The organism is Nocardia sp. NPDC102475 (assembly GCF_055584605.1).
In genome coordinates this window covers 1-19,234 of record NZ_JBVJLS010000007.1, presented here as the reverse complement: position 1 = coordinate 19,234, position 19,234 = coordinate 1, and the positions used below count along the sequence as shown (strand labels likewise).

Here is a 19,234-nt window from a genome sequence, read left to right as displayed (position 1 = left end):
TCCATGTCAACCAATCGCTGGCTAGGATCATTCCCGTGGTGCGTTGGTTGAGCGATGACGAGCAGCAGACCTGGCAGGCCTTCATCCGGCTGCGCCAGCGCCTGGATGCGGCGCTATCGGCCGGTCTGGCCCAGGACGGCCTGTCCACCGCCGACTACGAGCTCCTGGTGCCGTTGTCTGCCGCGCCCGGCGGCTGTCTGCGCGCCAAGGAATTGGCCGCCGAGGTCTGCTGGGAGAAGAGCAGGCTCTCGAAACACTTGGCGCGCATGGCCGCTCGCGGACTCGTCGACCGTCGCCCGGCCGAGGACGACGCCAGGGGGATTCTGGTCGAACTCACACCGGAGGGACGCAAGGTGCTCGAGAAGGCGGCCCCGAACCATGTCGAACTGGTGCGCCGGATCTTCATCGATCCGATGACGCCCGCCGAGGTGCGGGCGCTGCGCTCGCTGGCCGACAAGGTGGTCGTCGAGGCCGAGACCGAGTCCGAGCTCGGTTACTGAATCACCACGGGGTGATCGGCGGCTTCACCCACAGCAGCTTCTCGTCGCTGTTATTGCGCTGTGCCGCAGGATGATTCGGATGCCGAGCGGCCCAGGTGTCCTTTTCGTCGAGCAGCTTTGCCACAGTCGTCCACGTCTCGTCGGTGCTCGGCGGATTCGTCTCGGCCGCGCGCGCCAGCTTCCGGCGGACCGCCGCAGGCATATCCAGCAGTTCCGTTCCGGTGATGGCGCGATCCCAGATAAAGGTGGCGAGGCGGCGCGCCTTCTCGGCGCGACTCTTCGACGCATGGTCGGAGTGGGCGTAATCGGTCATGGCGGAATCCGCATCGGTGGTGGTCGGTCCTGGTCGACCCTACGACAATGCCTCCCCGCCATCGGGCGGGGAGGCATTGTTCGCGAAGTCGTGGATCAGTACGCCGAGTTGACGTTATCCATCGAGCCGTAGCGGTGGGCCGCGTAGTTGCAGGCCGCGGTGATGTTGGCGACCGGGTCCCAGATGTCCCAGGCGGTGCCTTCGACGTGGTAGGCGTTGAAGGTCGGGTCGATCACCTGGAGCAGACCCTTGGACGGGATGCCGGCGGCGGCATTGGAGTCCCAGAGGTTGATGGCCTGGGGGTTGCCGCCCGATTCGCGCATGATGTTGCGGTAGATGCCGTTGTAGCTACCCGGGATGCCGTTCGCCGTCATGATGTCGAGGGCGTGGTGGATCCAGCCGTCGAGGTTGTCCTCGTAGACCGGGGCCGGGGGCGGCGGCAGGGGCAGGCCGGGGACCTGCGGCAGTTCCGGCAGCGCGGGCAGACCGGGGACGAGCGGGGCATCGACCGGCGTGGCCGCCGCATCGACCGCCGGCGCGGCAGCGGGGGCGGCAGCGGGGGCGGGCTGCTCCTCGGCGACCATAGCAATGCGCGACGGAACGCTGTCGTCGGCCAGCGCGACTACGGAGGAGGTGCCGACGGCGATAATACCGGCCGCGGCCACGGCGAGGGTGACACTGTCACGCAGCGATAGGCGGCGGAAAGAGGTGAGGCGTTTGTCGAGCATTTCGAAATCAGTTCCTTGATCGTGTCCAGAGAGGGGATCCGGCCCGGTTGAGGCAGCGCGGATCTCCGACGGGGCACCCGGTGGGAAGCCCGCCTGAATCGGTTCCGTATGCTGTTTTCGGGTTTTGTTGTGAAGGCCAGGCGAGCCCTGGCGCGCGACGCGGTGTAAGCCACCCGGGGTCGGTTCCCGGCGGGTGCCGCTGTCGAGCGGGGAGATTGCGGTCACGGGCTGTGATGCCGCTGATATCTCCAGCGACCGCGGCGGGTGAAACCCATCTGCCGTTGCGGTCGTTTTCCGACTGTGTGTGGATTGCTCCACGGTGTAACCAAACTGTAGGTCTGTTCGTGACCTGATATCAGCTTGGTCACGGTCGGTTAACGCAACATGAACGAGCGGTGAATGGCAGGGGTTGCCGATCTTGGAAAGCCCAGGTCGGGCTTCTCGAAACCCCCTACATGCTGGGAGTTTGCTGTCAAACCTAATGTGATGCAGGTCACGGAAATTTCAGGGTAACGCAGGCCACTTTGTCTCGATTTGGTCACCAAGAGGCCGGCCGGACCCTTCCGGGGGTCACCACGCGGGTCAAAGTGTTACGCAATTGGGCCACCGTTGAATCGCCCAAAACGGACGCCCACTGGTCGGCGAATTCGGCCGCGGCGGCATCGGCCGCGCGCGTGCAGGCCCACCCCTTCGCGGTCAGTGTGATCAACCGTGCACGCGCGTCGTGCGGATGCGCGTTGCGCTCGGCGTAACCCTTGCGCACGAGTTCGTCCACCAACTGACTGGCCGCCTGTTTGGTCACTCCCAGATGTTCGGCCAACTCGCCGACCGTCGCTCCGTTCGGTGACAGCCGCGCGAATGCGAACCCATGCGTCGGCCGCACATCGGCGAACCCGGCTGCGACCACCCCGGCGTGAATGGCGTCGGTGGCAGCCGCACCCGCGGCGAGCAACAGCAGCGCGAGATCCTGGCCGGGTCGCAGCGTCGAAGCGGGTTTCAGATTCGACATGACTGACATCTTGACACAGATAGGCAAGCTGCTTGACTATATAGTCAAGCTGCTTGACCAAATGAAGGATTTAAGAGACATGCCAGTAACCCGCGCCGCCGATGCCGAAGTCCACGAAATGCACGGCACCCGATTCACCTCCTACATCCGTCCCGGCACCGGCAGCGCCGAACTCTGCGTCTGGCAGATCCAGGTGTCGGCCGAGACAGAAGGCGTGCCGCACAAGGTGTTGCGCGAGGAGGCATTCGTGGTGATCCAGGGAGCGGTGACGATCACGATCGATGGGCAGGCGGAGGCGCTGGTGGCCGGTGACGCCGCGGTGGCGCCTGCGAATTCGATGATCTCCCTGACGAATTCGGCCGCGGAGCCGGCCGTGCTCGTCGTGACAGTCCCGGTCGGATTCCGGGGTGAGCTGTCCGATGGAACGGTCATCAACCCGCCATGGGTCGCCTGATGGCATAGGTGACGAACAGCACACCCGGCGTTACCGCTTCGATGGCCGTGCGCAACCGGATTGATGAAATGAAAAAAATCCCCCGTCGGCGGTTCTGCCTCCGACGGGGGGATTTTGCTGCTGTGCGGTTTGTGCGGTCCTATTCCAATCCCAACGCCCCGGGTCAGGCGATTTCAGCCCTGTTGGAGGAAGCCCGGACCGAGGTAGAACGTGGCGTAGATCGACCAATCCTGACCCTGCCAGTACGAGCTCGGCGGCTCTCAGACCAGGAGCGGGCCATCGCCCTGCTCGACCATGACCCAGCGCGCCTGCTCGCCACTGCCGCGGCATTCGATTCGGCCCACTGCCGCTATCAGCGAGCCCGAACCCTGAGTCTGGCCGGTGACGCCTCGACCGTCATCGGCGCCGACGCGTACACCGACCTCGGAACACCGCCTCGGTGCGGTCACGACGACGCCTGCGGTGCCGAGGATCAGCTCACCGATCGCGACGTCGACAGCGACCGAAGTGGGTGTGTGGGTCGTCGACTACGCACGCAGTCGCTGAGCGAACTCGGTGGCCCAGTAGGTGAGGACGATCCGCGCCCCGGCCCGGCGGATCGCGATGAGGCTCTCCTCGATGGCCCGCTCGCGCTGCACCATCCCGTGCTGCGCTGCCGTCTCGATCGCGGCGTACTCCCCCGACACCTGGTAGGCGGCAACCGGCACGTTCACGGCGTCGGCCACTCGGCGCACCACGTCGAGATAGAGGCCTGCGGGTTTGACCATGACCAGGTCGGCGCCCTCCTCGACGTCGAGCAGTACCTCGCGCATCGCCTCCCGGAGGTTGGCGGGGTCCTGTTGATGAGTGGATCTGGCTCCGGTGAACGAGGATTCGACAGCCGTGCGGAACGGACCGTAGAAGGCGGAGTCGTATTTAGCGGCATACGCGAGAATGGCGACGCGCTCGTGTCCGGCGGCGTCGAGTCCGGCACGGATGGCGGCGACCTGACCGTCCATCATTCCACTCGGCGCCACCAGGTGGGCTCCGGCGCAGGCCTGCGCCAACGCGACTCGGGCGTAGGCGTCGAGCGTGGCGTCGTTATCCACGTCACCGTCATCGTCGAGGAGCCCGACCTGGCCGTGATCGGTGTATTCGTCGAGATTGACATCACCGATCACCACGGTCGTGTCGCCCACCTCGGCCGCGACGTCGCGGATCGCGAGCTGCGCGATGCCGCGCTCATCCCACGCGCCACGTCCGTCCGGGTGCCTGTGCTCGGGCACACCGAAGATCATGATGCCGCCGACGCCTGCCTGCGCGGCCGCCGCAGCCGCCTTGCGCAGACTCTCGCGCGTGTGCTGGACCTGGCCGGGCATGGCTGGGATCGGCCTCGGCTCGTCGATGCCCTCGCGCACGAACATGGGCTGAACGAGGTCCGACGGGTGTAGCCGATGCTCGGCTACCAGCGCTCGCAGCGCGGCGGTGCGGCGCAGTCGCCGCGGGCGGTCGGCGGGGAAGCTCATGCCCTGAACTCCAAGATCTGCTCGATGTGCGCCAGGAGGTCCGGGGATGGCCGCCGATGCCAGTATCCGGTCATGGCCTTGGCCGTGATGCCGAGAGCGCGGAGTCCTACCAGGTGCTCGGCGGTCTTGATCGCCAATCCGCCGGGGTCGATGACCGGCACTCCGCACAGCTCCTGGATCTCCAAGTGGACGAGGAGCTCGTTGGGTATGCCTTCTGCGGGCACCAACCACTGCGCGCCTGCGGCCGCCGCCCGCTCGGCGGCGACGGTGTAGGCCCGTACGAATGGTTCGAAGTCGCCGGCCAGCGCACGAGAGATGACGGCCGCGCCATCCTCGATCAACTGATAAGAGGCCAACGTGGCGCCCGCGGCGGCGATGTTGTCGGTAATCGGCTCGACCAGATGTGGAATGAAGCCGATCAGGCCGAGCCGATGACGCTCCTGTCTGGCGGTCTGCCAAGTGACATCGCCGTACCCGACGACGGGAATAGTGGCGCGCACCCGTGCGGCGACCAGCCCCGGGTCCTGGCCGGCGCCGCTGATCCAAGCCGCACAGCCGTCGCGTTCGGCGACGACGGCGGTGCGCGCGAAATAGTCTGCGAAAAGCAGCCCGATCGTCCCGTACCCGACCAAGTCCTCGGGTAGCTCGGTCGAGTAGAGCAGCGGCGGCAGGGTATGAATCTCGACCTCGGTGGTGGGCTCTGAGACCTTTGCCAGATGGTCCGCGTAGAGCTTGTCGAGCAGCTGCGAACGCCCCTCGACGGCATGTTTCTGGAACCGAATTCGCATGTCAGTTTTCCCTTATCGGTAGCGGGGCGGTGTCGAGCATGGCGGCGTTCACGAGGTAGTTCCTGGTGGCCTCGCGATCGGCGGCGATGGCTGTGAGCTCGGCGACAGCGGCGCGGAGCCGCGCGCTGTCGCCGTCCTGAACGCCGGCGACCCTGGCCTCACTGGCCGGGACGACATGATCGACCAGGACCGCGCGGCGTCGCCGCGACCACTCCGCCAGCGCGTCCGGTGCGGCCTGTCCCGCCAGCACGCCGGCGAGTGTCCGGCCGAGATCGACCGCATCGTGGATACCGGCGTTCATATTGAGACCGCCTGCGGTGGAGGTGACGTGGGCGGCGTCGCCCGCGAACAACACCCGGCCGTGGCGGAAAGCGTCGAGTACGCCACGCGCCAAGCTGTAGCGGTGCATATCGAAGATGTCCAAGGTGTTCAGTTCCAGCCCGGCCACGCACCGCGGCACGGGCTCGTCGGGGGCGAGCCGGAGAATGAGCCGCCAGTGGTCGGGCAACCGCAACAAGCTGCACGACTGAATCGGGTCACGCACATAGGTCACCGACGCCAAGCCCGGAAGCAGTTCGTCCAGTGGTGCGCGGGTGAAGATCCGCAACGCGTGCGTCGGATAGACGGACAGCGGCAATGCCGCAGCGAGCGAGGCCCGGACGGTGCTGTGCGCGCCGTCCGCAGCGATGAGGTACCTGGCCCGGCACCAGGCGCCCGCGGCGCGGACACGCACGGATGCGCCTGTGTCGGTGACCGTTTGCACCGCGGCGCCGAATCGGACATCGACCGCCGTATGCGCTTCGAGGGCGGCGAGCAGCAGCGCGACGAGCTCCGACTGGTCCACGTGCAGTCGAAAGGGATACCTGGTCAGCTCACTCAAGGTGGCCATCGCCATCTCGGCAAGTACCGCTCCGGACAGGTCGCGCCACTGTAGGCGGTTCACGACGACGCCGCGCGCCACCAGGGCCGCGGCCACGCCCTGCTCGTCGAGCAGTTCGAGTGTGGCCGGATGAAAGGTGGCGGCGCGCGAACGTGTCGCGGGCCGTGGCTCTCGTTCCAGCACCGTCACCGACACCCCGGCCCTGGCCAGGGTGAGGGCCGCAACCAAACCGACTGGCCCGGCGCCCGCGACAATCACCTCGGGGCTCATGTCGCGACCGACTCGGCCGGCGTCTGGGGCGCGGTGCGTCCCCAGCAGGCGGGCAGGCCCGCGCTGTTCAGTGCCCACCAGACGCTGCACAGGTTGGCGGTCAGAACGATCCGCTCAGCACGCGAGGTCAGCAGGTCGATCGCGCGCAGCGTGCGCATGCCGGTGCCGGTCAGCAGCAGCGCCGTGTCCCGTGGCGGCGCGGCCTGCTCGAGCTGCGCAACAAGCTCGTCCGTTGTCACCTCGTAGGGAGCGAAACGCGTCCCGGCCTGCACCGCGACCACTTGGGCGATTCGGATGCCCGCCGCCGCCCAGAACCGCTCGGCGCATGCGGTCAGCCACGGCTGGTAGGGCGAGACCAAGGCGACTTCGTCGACGCCGAGGTGTGCCAGCGCGCACCTGATGGCTTCGGTGGCGGAGGCGACTGGCAGGCCGAACTCTGCGCTCAGCTCGGCGCACTGGCGACGATCGTCGGCCGGGCCGAGCAGATAACGCGAGCCACTGCACGCGATGACCAGAGCGTCGAGCGACAGATCGCCGAACGAACGGATCATGTCGGGCAACGCGTCGTTGTAGGCGTCCAAACGCTCCGCCAGCGGGCGGCCTGGCCGTACCGGAAAGCGGGTGACATGCAGATCCGCCCGCGCGTCGAGCAGGCGCGCGAACTCCGGCTCCACCGCCGGATTGGCCGGTGGCACTACCACACCCACTCTGGTCACGGTTTGCCTCCCGGGCGGTCGAATACGAAAAAGGTCCGAAGCGCGTCGACGAGTCCGGCATCGCGGGCCACCCGCGATCCGAGGTCGCCGAGGAGGCCATCGACCACCCGCTGGATGGCGTGGGCCACTTCGGCGCGTGCGTCGGCGTCGAGCCTGGGTGCACGGGAGTCCAGGCGACGCAGCTCCGCCTCACACACGGCCCCAACCCAGTTCCGCAGCAACGACAACGTCTCCGTGGTGCGACGGTTCGCCGGCCGGTCGTCGGCATTGGTCTCGATCGGCTCCATCTGGGCGCTCCGTACGACGACAGGACCTGACAATGCCGCGCTCATCGGCGGTCCGGCCGCGACGCCGTACACCAGAGGTCAGCATGGATGGGTTTCACAGCGCACGTCCTCCGGTCTCGGCTTCCGCAGCTCGCCGAGATTTCGTCGGTCAGACGTTCGACGCCACTGCCACAACAAGTTTCGGATACCGTCGGACAGCGAAGGTAGTAGGGAAACCCCTCAAATCGGTTACCGGTCGAGTCGCGGCCGATGCCGGACACCGGCGACGATGGCGGCCAGTTCGGCGCGAGACGAGACGCCGAGCTTGGCAAACAGGCGGGTGAGATGGGCTTCGACCGACTTCTCGCTCAGGAACAGTTCCTCGGATATCCGACGATTCGTGTGCCCCGACGCCACCCGGCGGACGATCTCGATTTGCCGCGCGGTCAGATCACCGAGTTCGCCGACAGCAGCATGCGACCGACTCGATCGACCCGTCCCGCTTCGGTCCATTTTCCGCATCGCCCGGCGCGCACGTTCGGCAAGACCGGCCGCGCCGCAGAGCTCGAAGGTGGCGAGCGCGGCGTCGAACTCGCGCCCTGCCGCGGTCATCTCGCCTGCGCCGACCAGCGCCTTACCCGCCAGCAGACGCGCCCGGGCCGCGTCCACCCGGGTTCCACTCGTTTCGTACTCGGCGACGGCGCGCTGCGCACTGCGCAGCGCGGCGGATACCTCGTTTCGGGCCAGCAGCACTCCACTGCGCGCAAAGTGAGCGTCGCCGATGCGCATGTGCAGCTCGGGGGTCGCGTCGGCGATGGCCTCGATGCGAGAAGTGGTTTCCTCGGCGGCGTCGAGACGTCCAAGGGCCAGCTCGGCATCGACCAGAAATCGGTAGAAGTGCGGAAGGATGCTGGGATAGACCTCGCTCAGCGCAGCGTCGCCACCGGCCGTGACGATCTCCCGGCGACCACGCCGCCACTGCCCCGCGTCGACAAGCGTTGAGCCGTAGACCAATTGAGCGTGCCAGGCGTAGATGGCCTGCGGCGTACGGCCGCCCAGCTCGATGCTGTGTATTCCGGCGGCCAGTGCGTCGTTGGTGCGGCCGAGCAAACCGAGCACCCAGCAACGGGTCGCGCCGGTCAAGGCCACCAGCGGATCATTGTCCAACAGCAGCGCCGTCTCGACGGCGGCGTCGATCGTGCGTAGCGCTTCGCCGAGTCGGCCGCGCATCATCAGCGCGACCGACTGCAGGTGCATGATCTCAGCCAGGTGAGTTCCGTGACCGGTGCTGCGGCACAGTCGGATTCCGCGGTCTCCGTGCTCGATCGCCGAATCCCATCGCTCGAAGCAGACCTCTGCGTAGACCACATTGGTCAGCCCATCCAGCAACGTTGGTGCGACTTCGCTGTCGGTGAGCGCGTCGAGCGCCGCGGCGGCTTCGTCGAGGTCGGCCAACGCCTCGATGAGCGGGGCACCACACTGCATCTGTCCCAGGTACGCGCTGGTGGCGGTCGCGATGAGATACAACCGCCGGTCGTTGTTCCGACGCGCCACGACTCGGGCATCGGTCGCCGTGCGCGCTGCCTCGACCCAGTCACCCATCATCACATGGTTTTTGGCAAGTACGAGCTGCAGCGCCGCTGTCTCCACGGTGCCGGAGGCGGCATCCGCCAGGGCCGCGGTGAGGAGTCGTCGGGCTTCCACGGCATTGCCGAGTTCCTGTTCGATCCGCGCGATCAATGCCGTGAACCGGCCGCGGGCCGCCACGGCATCGGACGGAAGCAGATCCAGCGCCTGCCGTAGTACCGTGCCGCTCTCGCCGAGTCGACCCGCGGCAGCCAACGCTTCCGCGAGAGCCAGCGACAGCGACGGTCGCCGTTCCTCCGCGGCGCCGCCGGGCAGCAATGTCAGCGCGGCGCGGAACCACTGCGCGGCGGTCATCGGGGCACGGGGTGCGGCCTCCGCGCCTGCGTCGATGAGCAGAGCGATCGCCGGTTCGTCCCCGATGTCGGCACACTGTGCCACGTGATGCGCGCGCACCCCGAGGGCCGCGCCGCGCCGCGCCAGCGCCACCTCCGCTCGCCGATGCGCCGAACGCTGCCATTGCGGTCCGGCCTGATCGTAGATGGCGCGACGAACGATCGGGTGGCGAAAAACCAGGTGCCCGGGGATCCCCGAGTCGCGGACCAGGCCCGACTCGAGCGACTCGTCCACCGCAGGCCATGCCATCGCTTCGTCGAGTTCGGCGATCTCCGCCGCGAGCTTCAGCTCGAACGGCTCTCCGGCGATGGCCCCGGCCTGCAATAGCTGTCGGGAGGTCGAGGACAGCGCCCGCAGCTCCTGCTCCAGCGCGGCCCGGACGGCCGCCGGAACGTCGGCCGACCCGGGAGGGGCCATCTGCTGCGTAGCAGGTGCCTCGAACCGAACCGATGCCCGCGCAAGCTCCTGCAGATAAAATGGATTGCCGCCGCATTCGCGGTACAGATCGGCCATATCAGTACGGTCACGCAGCAAGTCGGCGGCCTCCCCCGGGGTCAGTGGCCCCAGTTCAAGCGAGACCAGCGCACCGTCCCGTGCCGCCCGAGCCAGCACCACCGCCTGGGCATCGGGCGTCTGGTGCGGGCGCTGGGTCATGACCAGCATCACCCGTGGCCCCCGGTGTCGGATGAGATGCGCGATCAACTCGATCGACGCGTGGTCCGCCCAGTGGACGTCGTCGATTGCGACCAGCAACGGCCGTCGAGCTGCCACCCGGTCCAGTGCCATGCGCACCGCCCGATGCAGCCGATGCCGTTCGACCTCGAGTCGCGTCGTCAACGGCGCCGCCCCATCCGCGAGGGTTGGCAACAGCATGCCGAGCTCGGACCGTACATCGGCACCGAGTGCATCGAGATCCTCGTGTCGCACGAGACCAAGCGGCTTGTTCAATGCCTCGATCAGCGCGCCATGCGGGATCTCCCGTTCCAGTTCGGTCCCGCGACCGCGGCCGACCTCGAATCCCTGCCGCACCGCCTGTTCGCATACTTCCTCGAGGAGGCGGGTCTTGCCGATGCCTGGCTCACCGGTCACCATGACCGTCACGCTTTCGCCACGCTTGGCCGCGGCGAGAGCCTCGCTCAGGGTATGCATCTCCCCGATCCGCCCGACCAGTTCGTGGGCGTCGTCCTCCGGTGGTGCCACCGACACGTCAACTCCGGGTATTGGTCCTGCTCGTGGCGAGGGCGGCTAGCTCCGCCCGCGACGAGACGCCGGTCTTGGCGAACAGACGGGCGAGGTGGGCCTCGACGGTTTTCTCGCTCAGGCGCAGCTCCGCGGCGATCTGTCGGTTCGTCTTGCCGAGCGCGACCCTGTTGACGATGTCGGCCTGGCGTTCGGTGAGATCGCCGAGCGCGCCGACAGCGGCATGCGACCGACGCCATTTTCCTGGTCGGCTCCGACCCACTTGCTGCAAGGCCAGCCGCGCACGGTCGGCCAGGCGGGCTGCCCCGCAGGAATCGAATACCGTATAGGCGGAATCGAATTCGCGCCTGGCGGCGGCAACATCGGCGTCCAGGAGCGCCTCGCCGAGCACGAGACGGGCCTGAGCCACATCGAGATGAGAGCGGCTCGACTCGTATTCGGCCACGGCGTATTCGGCGCTACGCATTGCCGCCCGCACCTCCCCGCAGGCGAGCAACACTCGTGCACGGGCATAGTGTGCATCGCCGACGCGGGTGTGCAGCATCGGCACCGTCTGCGCGATCTTCTCGATCCGGCGGGTCGAATCCTCGGCCGCGTCGATGCGCCCCAGGGCCAATTCCGCGTCGACGAGGTACCGGTGGTAACGGGGTCGGCTGACCGGGAAGATCCCGCTGAGCTCGACACCGCCACCGGCCGCGATGATCTCGTGGCGGCCACGTCGGTACTGACCGGCATCGATGAGCACGGAGCCGTAGAGCATTCGAGCGAACCACGCGCTCGGGGCGTGCGGGGTGTGCTCACACGCAGCCACGCCGCGCGCACCCGCGGCAAGCGCGGCCTCGGTTCGGCCGAGCAGCCCGAGCACCCAGCAGCGATCGGCCTCACTCAGCGCCACGATGGGCTCGTTGCCGAGCAACAGCGCCGTCTCGGTGGCGGAATCGATCGTGCGCAGGGCGTCGTCCAGTCGACCGAGCACAATGAGCGCGACCACCCGCAAGTGCATGATCTCCACCAGCTGCGTGCCGTGACCGGTGGCGCGGCTCAGTCGAATGCCTCGATCGGCGTGCTCGACCACGGCGTCCCACCGTTCGAAGCACACCTCCGTGTGAACCACCTTGGTCAACGCGTCCAACAGCCCGGGCGCGACATCGTCGTCGCTGAGCGCATCGAGAGCAGGGGCGGCTTCGTCGAGGTCGGCGAGCGCGCCGGCAAGCGACTTCGCAGGCATCAGGCCCAGGTATGCACTGGTTGCGGTGGCGACGAGGGACAACCGCCGGTCGTTGTTGTTGCGTCGCGCTATCGCGCGGACATCTGCCGCCGTCCGCGCTGCCTCGACCCAATCCCGCATCATCATGTGGTTCTTTGCAAGCAATAGTTGCAGTTCGGCGCATTCCGCACCGTCTGGGCCGGTCTGTGCCAGCGCCGCGGACAACAACCGTCTGGCTTCCGACGCGTTGCCGAGGCCCTGCTCGATCCGGACGATCATGGCCGTGATCCGGCGGCGGTCCCGCGCGGCGGCGGGCAGCAGGTCAAGCGCGCGACGCAGCACCGCACCGCCGTCGCGGAGCCGGCCGGTCGTGGTCAGCGCCTCGGCGAGATCGAGCGACAGCGACACCCGTCGCTCGCTCGGCTCGTCGGGAAGCAGTCGCAGGGCCGCCTCGAACCACCGCGCGGCGGCCACCGGAGCACGCGCCGCCGCCGCCCTTCCTGCCTCGGCAAATAGGGTGATCGCCTCCTCGTCGCCGACGTCGGCGCACTGTTCCAGATGGTGGGCCCGCACCGACAGTCCCGCACGCCTGGTGGCCTGCGCCGCGGCAGCCCGCCCATGCGCCAGCCTGCGCCAGCTGTACCTGGCGCCGTCGTAGATCGCGTAGCGGACAATCGGATGACGGAAGACCAGTCGGCCAGGGGCATCGGAATCACGGACGAGGTCCGCGCGAATCAATTCATCCACGGCCGAATGCACCTCGGCCGCGTCGAGTTCGGCGATCTCGGCGGCCAGGTCGAGATCGAACGGTTCCCCGGCGACGGCGGCCGAACGGAGCAGGTTCTGCGCCGCGGGCGACAACGCGCGCACCTCGTGCTCGAGCGCCGCAAGAACGGTGGCGGGGATGCCGGACCGGTCGCTGGTGGCGGTGCGCATGAGCGCAAGTCCCTGCCTACCCCGATAGGAGACCCGGGCGAGCTCCTGCAGATAGAACGGATTGCCCCCACACTCACGATGCAGTGCGTCGAGCTCAGGCCCGGCCACGTGATCGCGCAATAGCTCGGCTACCTGCGCATGCGATAGTGGCCCGAGCCCGATCGTCGTGAGAGTGCCGTCGGCCGTAGCGCGTGCCAGCGCCGTCGCGAATATCGTCGGTGTCTGGCGCGGTCGGTGGGCCAGCAACACCATCATCCGAGGCACCGCGTTCCGCAGCAAATACGCGATCACCTCGATCGAAGCATGGTCGGCCCAATGAACATCGTCCAGAACCAGTAGCAGCGGCCGCCGGACGGCGAGCAGATCCAACGCCAACCGCACGGCCCGGTGGCAGCGGTGCCGCTCCACCTGCAAGGGCGTCGCCAAGGGACCTGCCCAGTCGCCCAGCGACGGCAGCAGCCTGCCCAGTTCGGATCGTCCCTCGTCGGATAGCATCCGCAACTCGAACCGACGTAGCGAACCCAGCATTCGATCCAGCGCATCGACTACGGCGGCGTAGGGAATCTCGCGTTCCAGTTCGGACCCGCGACCGTGCAGGACTCCGAAGCCCATCGTTGCTGCCTCGGCACACACTTCCTGGATCAGCCGGGTCTTGCCGATCCCGGGTTCACCTGTCACCGATACCGCGGCAGTTCCGCCCGAACGCACCGCCGCGAGCGACTCGGTCAACGTTCGCATCTCCTCGACACGGCCGACCAGACCTTGCGTCACGCCCCCGGCTCTCGGGACCGACATGCCACCTCCGCACACCTGACTTGCGGTCTCGCCAAGGCCTCGACCGGGATGTTTCCGCCGCATTTTAAACAGGGGCAGCACGCTGCGGGCCGCAAACCGACGCACCCATTCGGAAAGGCTACAAATGAGCCACCGGTCGCAAGCTATCCAGCATGATTTTCACGGGAGACTGCTGCACGATCAGCTGCCGGGTAAAGGTTCCCGTGTACGAGCCAACGTCAATCTGTCTGTCGGGGTTCGCAATACACTCCCGAGCCATGCACATCGGCTACGGGCGGGTCTCCACCCGCGATCAGCACCCCGAAAGCCCAGCACGACGCACTTGCTGCGGCCGGATGCGAACAGAGCGCCGTCGGCCGCATGTTCTTCCAAATCCTCGGCGCGATAGCCGAATTCGAGCACGCGCTGATGTCCGAGCGCACTCGCGGCGGGCTCGCCGCCGCCCGCGCCCGCGGACGCCCGACGGCCAGAAACCCAAACTCGGCCCCCGCCAGGTCCAACTGGGCCGGCAGATGTACGACGAACACGGCAAGCGGCGCTCGCTCGGCGACCGCGCTCGCCGAGCGATAACCCACCCGGCACATCACTCGATGGTCATCGACACCGGACCGGCGCCGATGACCATCGAGGGGCGCTCACTGAGCTGGGCCATCACGGGATATCGCGGCTGTGGAGGTCAGTGGGTCGGGGTGGTGTCGTCCGGTGTGGAGTACCAGCGGCGGATGTCGTCGGGGGTCGAGGTGGCGGAGTAGTTGAAGACAAATCGGCAGCCGGGTTGCAGGGTGTGAGCGGCGTTGACGATCGCTTCGAAGAGCACCGTGTTGCTGGCGACCCGGCGGATACCGGCACCGATGAGCACGGCGTCATAGTGCTTGGCCGCAAGCCACTTTCGGGCCTTTTCGGCACCGGCGTCACCGAGGTCGATGAGGCAGTTGTCGACCTCGTAGCCGGCGGCGCGCAGTCCGGCGACATTGTCGTCGTTGGCCTTGGATAGGACGTCCTTGGTCAGACCGGGGAATTGAGTGAAGTCGGGGGAGGTGTAATCGATGACGTCGGGGTGCAGGCCGATCTGGATCGCGGTCACGGTCATGGGAATGCTCCTTTCGACGGGGTTGGGGTTCAACTCTTTTGGGTCCAGAAGGCTAGGGTGTCGCGCCAGCCGTGGTCGGCGGCGGTGCGTCCGGCCCAGGCGATGTAGCCGTCGGGACGCACCAGCAGGGCGGGGCCGGTGTCGGTGCGTTCGGCTTGGATGAGATTCGTTGCGACGGGGGCGGCGCCGCGTTCCCGGATGACGACGAAGCCGGGTGTGCGCTGTAGCACGGTGAGCCGGTCTCCCCGCAGGGGAGTCTCCGTGGCGCGGGTTCCGACCAGCGGGGACTGGCCGCGGCCGGACGGGTAGCGCAGGGTAACTCCGGCGAAGCTGCCCGCGATCGCGTCCGAGATCGGGCCGAAGCCAAGCACTTTCGGGGCAATTCGGTCCCGCATCCAGCGCGCGACGCGCGGTTTCACCGTGACCGCGCGCATCATCGCGCCGCTCTGCCGCAGGACGCGGCGGCCGATAGGGTGGCGTTCGGCGTGGTAGGAGTCGAGCACCGCGTCGTTCGCGCCGCCGAGGACGGTGTCCAGCTTCCAAGCGAGATCGGCGGCATCCTGGATGCCGGTGTTCATGCCCTGCCCGCCCATCGGAGAGTGTATGTGTGCGGCGTCGCCTGCGAAAAACACACGTCCGGAACGGTATTCGTGGATCTGGCGCTCATCGCAGTGGAAGCGGGAACGCCAGCTGATCTCGGCCACGCCGACATCACGTCCCATCGCCCGTGTGAGCACGTCCACCACCTCGCGCTCGTCCACCGGCTCGGAGTCCGGCAGCTGGTTGCGGCGATCCCAGGTCATCGACCGGTACCAGCGGGAGCCGGAACCGTCGCCGTAGGGGACGAGGAATCCGAAGCAGTCGCGGGTGTCGCAGAGCGTCAAGCCACACCGGCTGGTCCATTGGTGAGCAGCACATCGGCCAGCACCACCGAGGACAACACCGACTTGCCCGCGAATTCCACCCCGAGCAGGGTTCGGATGGTGCTGTGGGCACCGTCGGCGGCCACCAGATACGTTGCGCGCCAACGGGTTGTCTCGGTGTCCACCGGTGCGTCCTTGTGGTGGGTCGTCACCGTGACACCGTCGCGGTCCTGCACTAGGCCGACGACCTCGACACCGCGATGGATATTTGCTCCCTGTGCTTCGGCATAGCGGGCCAGGGCCTGGTCGACATTGGTCTGCGGCGTGATCAGCGCGTAGCGGTACCGCGAGGGCAGGTGAGTCAGATCGACCTTCGCGCCCGCGAACAGGTTCACCGCCGGTGTGGTGCCGCCCTGTGCGAGTAGATCCTCGGCCAGACCGCGGGCGTCGAGGACTTCCAGGGTGCGAGCCATGGTCGCGAATGCCCGGCTGGCTGGGTTGATCTGCGGCCATCGCTCCAGCACGTTCACCGACCGTCCGGCGCGAGCGAGATCACCGGCGGCCGTCATGCCGGTGGGGCCACCACCCACCACGATGACATCTGCAGAATTCACAGGCGTGTCCACGACTGCTTCTCGACCGCGGCGATTCCGTGGCAGGCCATCGGCTCGATCAACCGCGGGAACGCCTCTTGGACGATGTCTTCGGCGTCAGCCGCCGAACCGAGCATTCGATACGCCAGACCGGGCAATCGTGCCCGATGCCGCTCGAACATTTCGACCGTCCCTGCCGCCATACAGCAAGCATGACAGGGGCGCAGCCAGTCATACGCCAGCTTTACGCACCTCACCGCCGATCTCGACCCCGAGGCCACCGTGCACGCCGACGCAGCACACGTCGACCCCGATGGCCTCGGTAGAACTTGATGTTCTCGCCGTCGGCTGTCGAACTGCAATTGGACCGGCCGCTTTTGCAGGTAGCAGGAATACCGGCCCGGGGGGAGAATAGATTCTTGAACCCTTTGCGCCCTTTTTCGATGGAATACGGGCAGCCCGCCGAAATCTCGGCCTCGATATCCGATTCGTGACCAGGGGACTCGATGAAACCCACGGTAACGACCAGCCCGGAATCTGCGGAGGGAGCTGACCTCGGGCCGCCGCCACGTACTGGAGCGTCCATGGGCGATACCACCGCTTCGGTCACCGAAAAGCCGAGCCAGGCTAGGCCGCATCGCTGGGGCTTCGGCATCGACGTGGGCGGTACCGGCGTGAAGGGCGGCGTCGTCGATCTCGGCACCGGGCAGCTGATCGGCGACCGCTTCAAACTCCCGACCCCGCGGCCGGCTACTCCGGAGACTCTCGCCGACACGATCCGCGAGGTGGTGAAGCACTTTCAGTGGGAGGCGCCGCTTGGCGTCACCTATCCGGGTGTGGTCAGCGGCGGCGTAGCCCGTACCGCCGCGCACCTCGACAAGTCTTGGATCGGAGTGAACGCCCAGGAGGTGATCAGCGCCGAACTCGGCGGACAGCCGGTGACCCTGCTCAACGACGCCGACGCGGCGGGATTGGCCGAAGTCGAGTTCGGTGCCGGCAAGGACAACGACGGCGTCATTGTGCTGTTGACGTTCGGCACCGGCATCGGTTCGGCGGTGATCCATAACGGTGTGTTGTTGCCCAACACTGAATTCGGTCACATCGAGGTCGGCGGAATGGAGGCCGAGCGTCGGGGCGCGGCGTCGGTCAAGGAAAGGCACGCCTGGAGCTATAAGCGGTGGGCCCCGGAGGTGACGAAGGTGCTGGTCGCCATCGAAAACGCGATCTCGCCCGACCTGTTCATCGCCGGTGGCGGGGTCAGTCGCAAGGGCGACAAATGGATTCCGTTGCTGAAGAACCGCACGCCGGTGGTGGCCGCCGCGTTGCAGAACACTGCGGGGATCGTAGGGGCAGCAGTGGCTGCGTGTGCCGATCCAACGTGCGCAACCAGCCCGCTCGGCGGCAGCGGTCGTCTTCGCTGATCAGCGGGGCCCGGCCGTGGTGGCGGCGGATGTTGAACCCGAGAAAGTCACATCCTTGCCCCTGACGGTGGATGGGTACCGAAGGTCAGAACTGGACGGTGGCGTGCATTTCCCAGACCAGGATCTCGGCGGGCTCGCTCGCGGTGACCTGCTGGCCGCCGGTGGCGGTCAAGCGCACCGCGTCGCCGGTATGCAGCGGGCCAGTACCCTCCAGCGTCACCGCGCCGCGGGCCACGAACATGTGCAGGAACGGCGCGTCGGGCAGGTGCACCGACTGTCCTGGGGCGAGCCGCGCGGCGTACAGGGCCGCGTGCGAGTTCCGGATCCGGATCGCGGCGTGGCCATCATGTTTGCGCATACCCGAGGCAACCGGCAGCAGACCACCGGACAGCAGTTCCGCCTCGATCTCCAGCTGCTCGTAACCGGGGGTGATACCAGCCTCGTCGGGCGCCACCCACATCTGCACGAAGTGCACCGGGTCCTGGTGGACGTCGCCGCTGAGCCGCCAAGAGTCGTTCTTCTCCGAGTGCAGGATGCCGGTGCCGGCGCTCATGCGCTGGGCCAGGCCGGGGTAGATCACGCCGTTGTGGCCGGTGGAGTCCTGGTGGACCAGCGAGCCCTCCAGTACCCACGTGACGATCTCCATGTCACGGTGTGGATGTGTGTCGAACCCCGTACCGGGATCGACGATGTCGTCGTTGTTGACCAGCAGCAGCCCATGATGAGTGTTGGCCTGGTCGAAATGGTGGCCGAAGGAGAACGAGTGCTTGGAATCCAGCCAGCCGAAGTCGGACTTGAACCGGTCCTCGGCGCGGCGGATGTCGACGGTGGGAGTCAAGTCGATGGTGTTCATGAGGTGCCCTCCTCCAAGATCGGTGCGGCCTGATCGCCGACCGGCAATTTGGTTTCCATGGAAACTAACGCGCGTCGGAGCGAAACCATTCCGCCATCGATCATGTGGGCGAGAACAGGACTGGATCGGCTACGAGAGGACCAGCCCTGCAGCCCCTCCCGATCGAATTCCAGGCCGGAACCGAGAACCTGCTCTGGCTCGGGTCAGCAGAGCTTCAGCAGGTGCAGGTCGTCGATGTACTTGTGGGTGAGGGCGGGCCACCATGGCGCTGCTGCACCGCGCCGGACGCTACGACCGAGCCACCGACGACGTCGAGAAGATCACGGGACAGCCGCCATCCACGGTTGGGCGGGTACATAGCCGAACACTCGGAACTGTTCTCATAATGCTCGTGAGGTGCGGCCTCGTGAGGATGCTCGGCACACCATCTTCAACGGCACAGCGCTGAGCCGGGCGTAGCGTGTTCGGGGTCACAAACCGAGCTAGCGACGGGAGTAACAGCATGGATCTACATCTGTCGGGCAAGACCGCCGTGGTTACCGGCGCCAGCAAAGGTATCGGGCTCGCGATCACCCAGGCGCTGGTGGACGCCGGCGCCCACGTCGTGGCCGGATCACGCAGCCGAGGGCCCGGTCTCGGGACGCTGGAGGAGGTCGGGAAAGTGACCTTTGTATCCGCCGATTTGTCGCAACCCGGCGGTGCGGATGACCTGATCGCGGCTGCGGCAGACCGCGGTGGCATCGATGTACTGGTGAACAACGTCGGCGCGGTTACCGTGCAACCGGGTGGAATCGCGCGCGTTACCGACGACCAGTGGCAGGCATCCTGGGATCTCAATGTGATGGGGACGGTGCGGCCGACCCGGGC

General features: G+C 67.1%; 21 protein-coding genes. 5 read left to right on the top strand and 16 right to left on the bottom strand.

The annotated features are described in order from the left end of the window. Positions 1–35 precede the first annotated feature (35 nt). Positions 36–500 carry a MarR family winged helix-turn-helix transcriptional regulator gene (locus ACZ60G_RS14640; protein ID WP_465810613.1) on the top strand — a complete coding sequence of 155 codons (465 nt, stop codon included), beginning with the start codon at positions 36–38 and terminating at the stop codon, positions 498–500. A 1-nt stretch (position 501) separates the two neighbouring features. On the opposite strand, the gene ACZ60G_RS14635 is transcribed toward ACZ60G_RS14640, so the two are convergent. The 3 genes from ACZ60G_RS14635 to ACZ60G_RS14625 all read right to left on the bottom strand — a co-directional run bounded on the left by ACZ60G_RS14635 (position 502) and on the right by ACZ60G_RS14625 (position 2,550). Beyond that, positions 502–813, bottom strand: a complete 312-nt coding sequence (locus ACZ60G_RS14635) for a hypothetical protein (RefSeq protein ID WP_465810612.1) — start codon at positions 811–813, stop codon at positions 502–504. A gap of 95 nt (positions 814–908) precedes the next feature. Beyond that, the gene (locus tag ACZ60G_RS14630; RefSeq protein WP_465810611.1) at positions 909–1,541 is read right to left on the bottom strand and encodes a transglycosylase SLT domain-containing protein; all 633 of its coding nucleotides are present in this window, start codon (positions 1,539–1,541) and stop codon (positions 909–911) included. Between the two features lie 538 nt (positions 1,542–2,079). Continuing rightward, a complete protein-coding gene (locus ACZ60G_RS14625; protein ID WP_465810609.1) occupies positions 2,080–2,550 on the bottom strand; it encodes a MarR family winged helix-turn-helix transcriptional regulator in 471 nt (156 codons plus the stop codon). A 79-nt stretch (positions 2,551–2,629) separates the two neighbouring features. On the opposite strand from ACZ60G_RS14625, the gene ACZ60G_RS14620 reads away from it, so the two are divergent. Beyond that, entirely contained in the window at positions 2,630–3,004 is a 375-nt protein-coding gene (locus ACZ60G_RS14620; RefSeq protein ID WP_465810608.1) for a cupin domain-containing protein, read from the top strand. Positions 3,005–3,264: 260 nt separating this feature from the next. On the opposite strand, the gene ACZ60G_RS14615 is transcribed toward ACZ60G_RS14620, so the two are convergent. From ACZ60G_RS14615 to ACZ60G_RS14580, 8 genes are all read right to left on the bottom strand, one after another. Then, positions 3,265–3,453, bottom strand: coding sequence for a hypothetical protein (locus ACZ60G_RS14615; protein WP_465810606.1), 189 nt, complete (start codon positions 3,451–3,453; stop codon positions 3,265–3,267). 78 nt (positions 3,454–3,531) lie between these two features. After that, a complete protein-coding gene (gene hemB / locus ACZ60G_RS14610) occupies positions 3,532–4,509 on the bottom strand; it encodes a porphobilinogen synthase (RefSeq protein WP_465810604.1) in 978 nt (325 codons plus the stop codon). Next, positions 4,506–5,297: an aspartate/glutamate racemase family protein gene (locus ACZ60G_RS14605; RefSeq protein WP_465810602.1), complete on the bottom strand. Its 792-nt coding sequence runs from the start codon at positions 5,295–5,297 to the stop codon at positions 4,506–4,508. The genes hemB and ACZ60G_RS14605 overlap by 4 nt, the downstream gene beginning before the upstream one ends. A gap of 1 nt (position 5,298) precedes the next feature. Then, complete coding sequence (locus tag ACZ60G_RS14600) at positions 5,299–6,447, bottom strand: FAD-dependent oxidoreductase (RefSeq protein ID WP_465810600.1); 1,149 nt, start codon at positions 6,445–6,447, stop codon at positions 5,299–5,301. Next, positions 6,444–7,142, bottom strand: coding sequence for a maleate cis-trans isomerase family protein (locus ACZ60G_RS14595; RefSeq protein ID WP_465810598.1), 699 nt, complete (start codon positions 7,140–7,142; stop codon positions 6,444–6,446). The genes ACZ60G_RS14600 and ACZ60G_RS14595 overlap by 4 nt, the downstream gene beginning before the upstream one ends. Positions 7,143–7,159: 17 nt before the next feature. Beyond that, a complete protein-coding gene (locus ACZ60G_RS14590; protein WP_465810597.1) occupies positions 7,160–7,450 on the bottom strand; it encodes a hypothetical protein in 291 nt (96 codons plus the stop codon). Positions 7,451–7,678: 228 nt separating this feature from the next. Further along, entirely contained in the window at positions 7,679–10,615 is a 2,937-nt protein-coding gene (locus ACZ60G_RS14585) for a helix-turn-helix transcriptional regulator (RefSeq protein ID WP_465810595.1), read from the bottom strand. 1 nt (position 10,616) lies between these two features. After that, entirely contained in the window at positions 10,617–13,547 is a 2,931-nt protein-coding gene (locus ACZ60G_RS14580; protein WP_465810593.1) for a helix-turn-helix transcriptional regulator, read from the bottom strand. A gap of 291 nt (positions 13,548–13,838) precedes the next feature. Between ACZ60G_RS14580 and ACZ60G_RS14575 the strand changes: the two genes are divergently transcribed. Continuing rightward, entirely contained in the window at positions 13,839–14,117 is a 279-nt protein-coding gene (locus ACZ60G_RS14575; RefSeq protein WP_465810908.1) for a recombinase family protein, read from the top strand. 106 nt (positions 14,118–14,223) lie between these two features. Here the strand turns inward: ACZ60G_RS14575 and ACZ60G_RS14570 are convergent, their stop codons facing one another. Genes ACZ60G_RS14570 through ACZ60G_RS14555 form a run of 4 tightly spaced genes read right to left on the bottom strand, consistent with a single transcriptional unit; the run spans position 14,224 to position 16,296 of the window. Then, complete coding sequence (locus ACZ60G_RS14570; RefSeq protein WP_465810591.1) at positions 14,224–14,637, bottom strand: hypothetical protein; 414 nt, start codon at positions 14,635–14,637, stop codon at positions 14,224–14,226. A gap of 29 nt (positions 14,638–14,666) precedes the next feature. Then, positions 14,667–15,521 (bottom strand): FAD-dependent monooxygenase, encoded by an 855-nt coding sequence (locus ACZ60G_RS14565; RefSeq protein WP_465810589.1) that lies wholly within the window; start codon positions 15,519–15,521, stop codon positions 14,667–14,669. Continuing rightward, the gene (locus tag ACZ60G_RS14560; RefSeq protein ID WP_465810587.1) at positions 15,518–16,114 is read right to left on the bottom strand and encodes an FAD-dependent oxidoreductase; all 597 of its coding nucleotides are present in this window, start codon (positions 16,112–16,114) and stop codon (positions 15,518–15,520) included. Before ACZ60G_RS14560 ends, ACZ60G_RS14565 begins: the two co-directional genes overlap by 4 nt. Further along, positions 16,111–16,296 (bottom strand): sigma factor, encoded by a 186-nt coding sequence (locus ACZ60G_RS14555; protein WP_465810585.1) that lies wholly within the window; start codon positions 16,294–16,296, stop codon positions 16,111–16,113. The genes ACZ60G_RS14560 and ACZ60G_RS14555 overlap by 4 nt, the downstream gene beginning before the upstream one ends. A 381-nt stretch (positions 16,297–16,677) precedes the next feature. Between ACZ60G_RS14555 and ppgK the strand changes: the two genes are divergently transcribed. After that, positions 16,678–17,514: a polyphosphate--glucose phosphotransferase gene (gene ppgK, locus ACZ60G_RS14550; RefSeq protein ID WP_465810583.1), complete on the top strand. Its 837-nt coding sequence runs from the start codon at positions 16,678–16,680 to the stop codon at positions 17,512–17,514. Positions 17,515–17,599: 85 nt separating this feature from the next. Here the strand turns inward: ppgK and ACZ60G_RS14545 are convergent, their stop codons facing one another. Continuing rightward, positions 17,600–18,367 carry a pirin family protein gene (locus tag ACZ60G_RS14545; RefSeq protein ID WP_465810581.1) on the bottom strand — a complete coding sequence of 256 codons (768 nt, stop codon included), beginning with the start codon at positions 18,365–18,367 and terminating at the stop codon, positions 17,600–17,602. Positions 18,368–18,869: 502 nt separating this feature from the next. Between ACZ60G_RS14545 and ACZ60G_RS14540 the strand changes: the two genes are divergently transcribed. Beyond that, a partial coding sequence (locus ACZ60G_RS14540) for an SDR family NAD(P)-dependent oxidoreductase (protein WP_465810579.1) occupies positions 18,870–19,234 on the top strand: 365 nt, incomplete at its 3' end.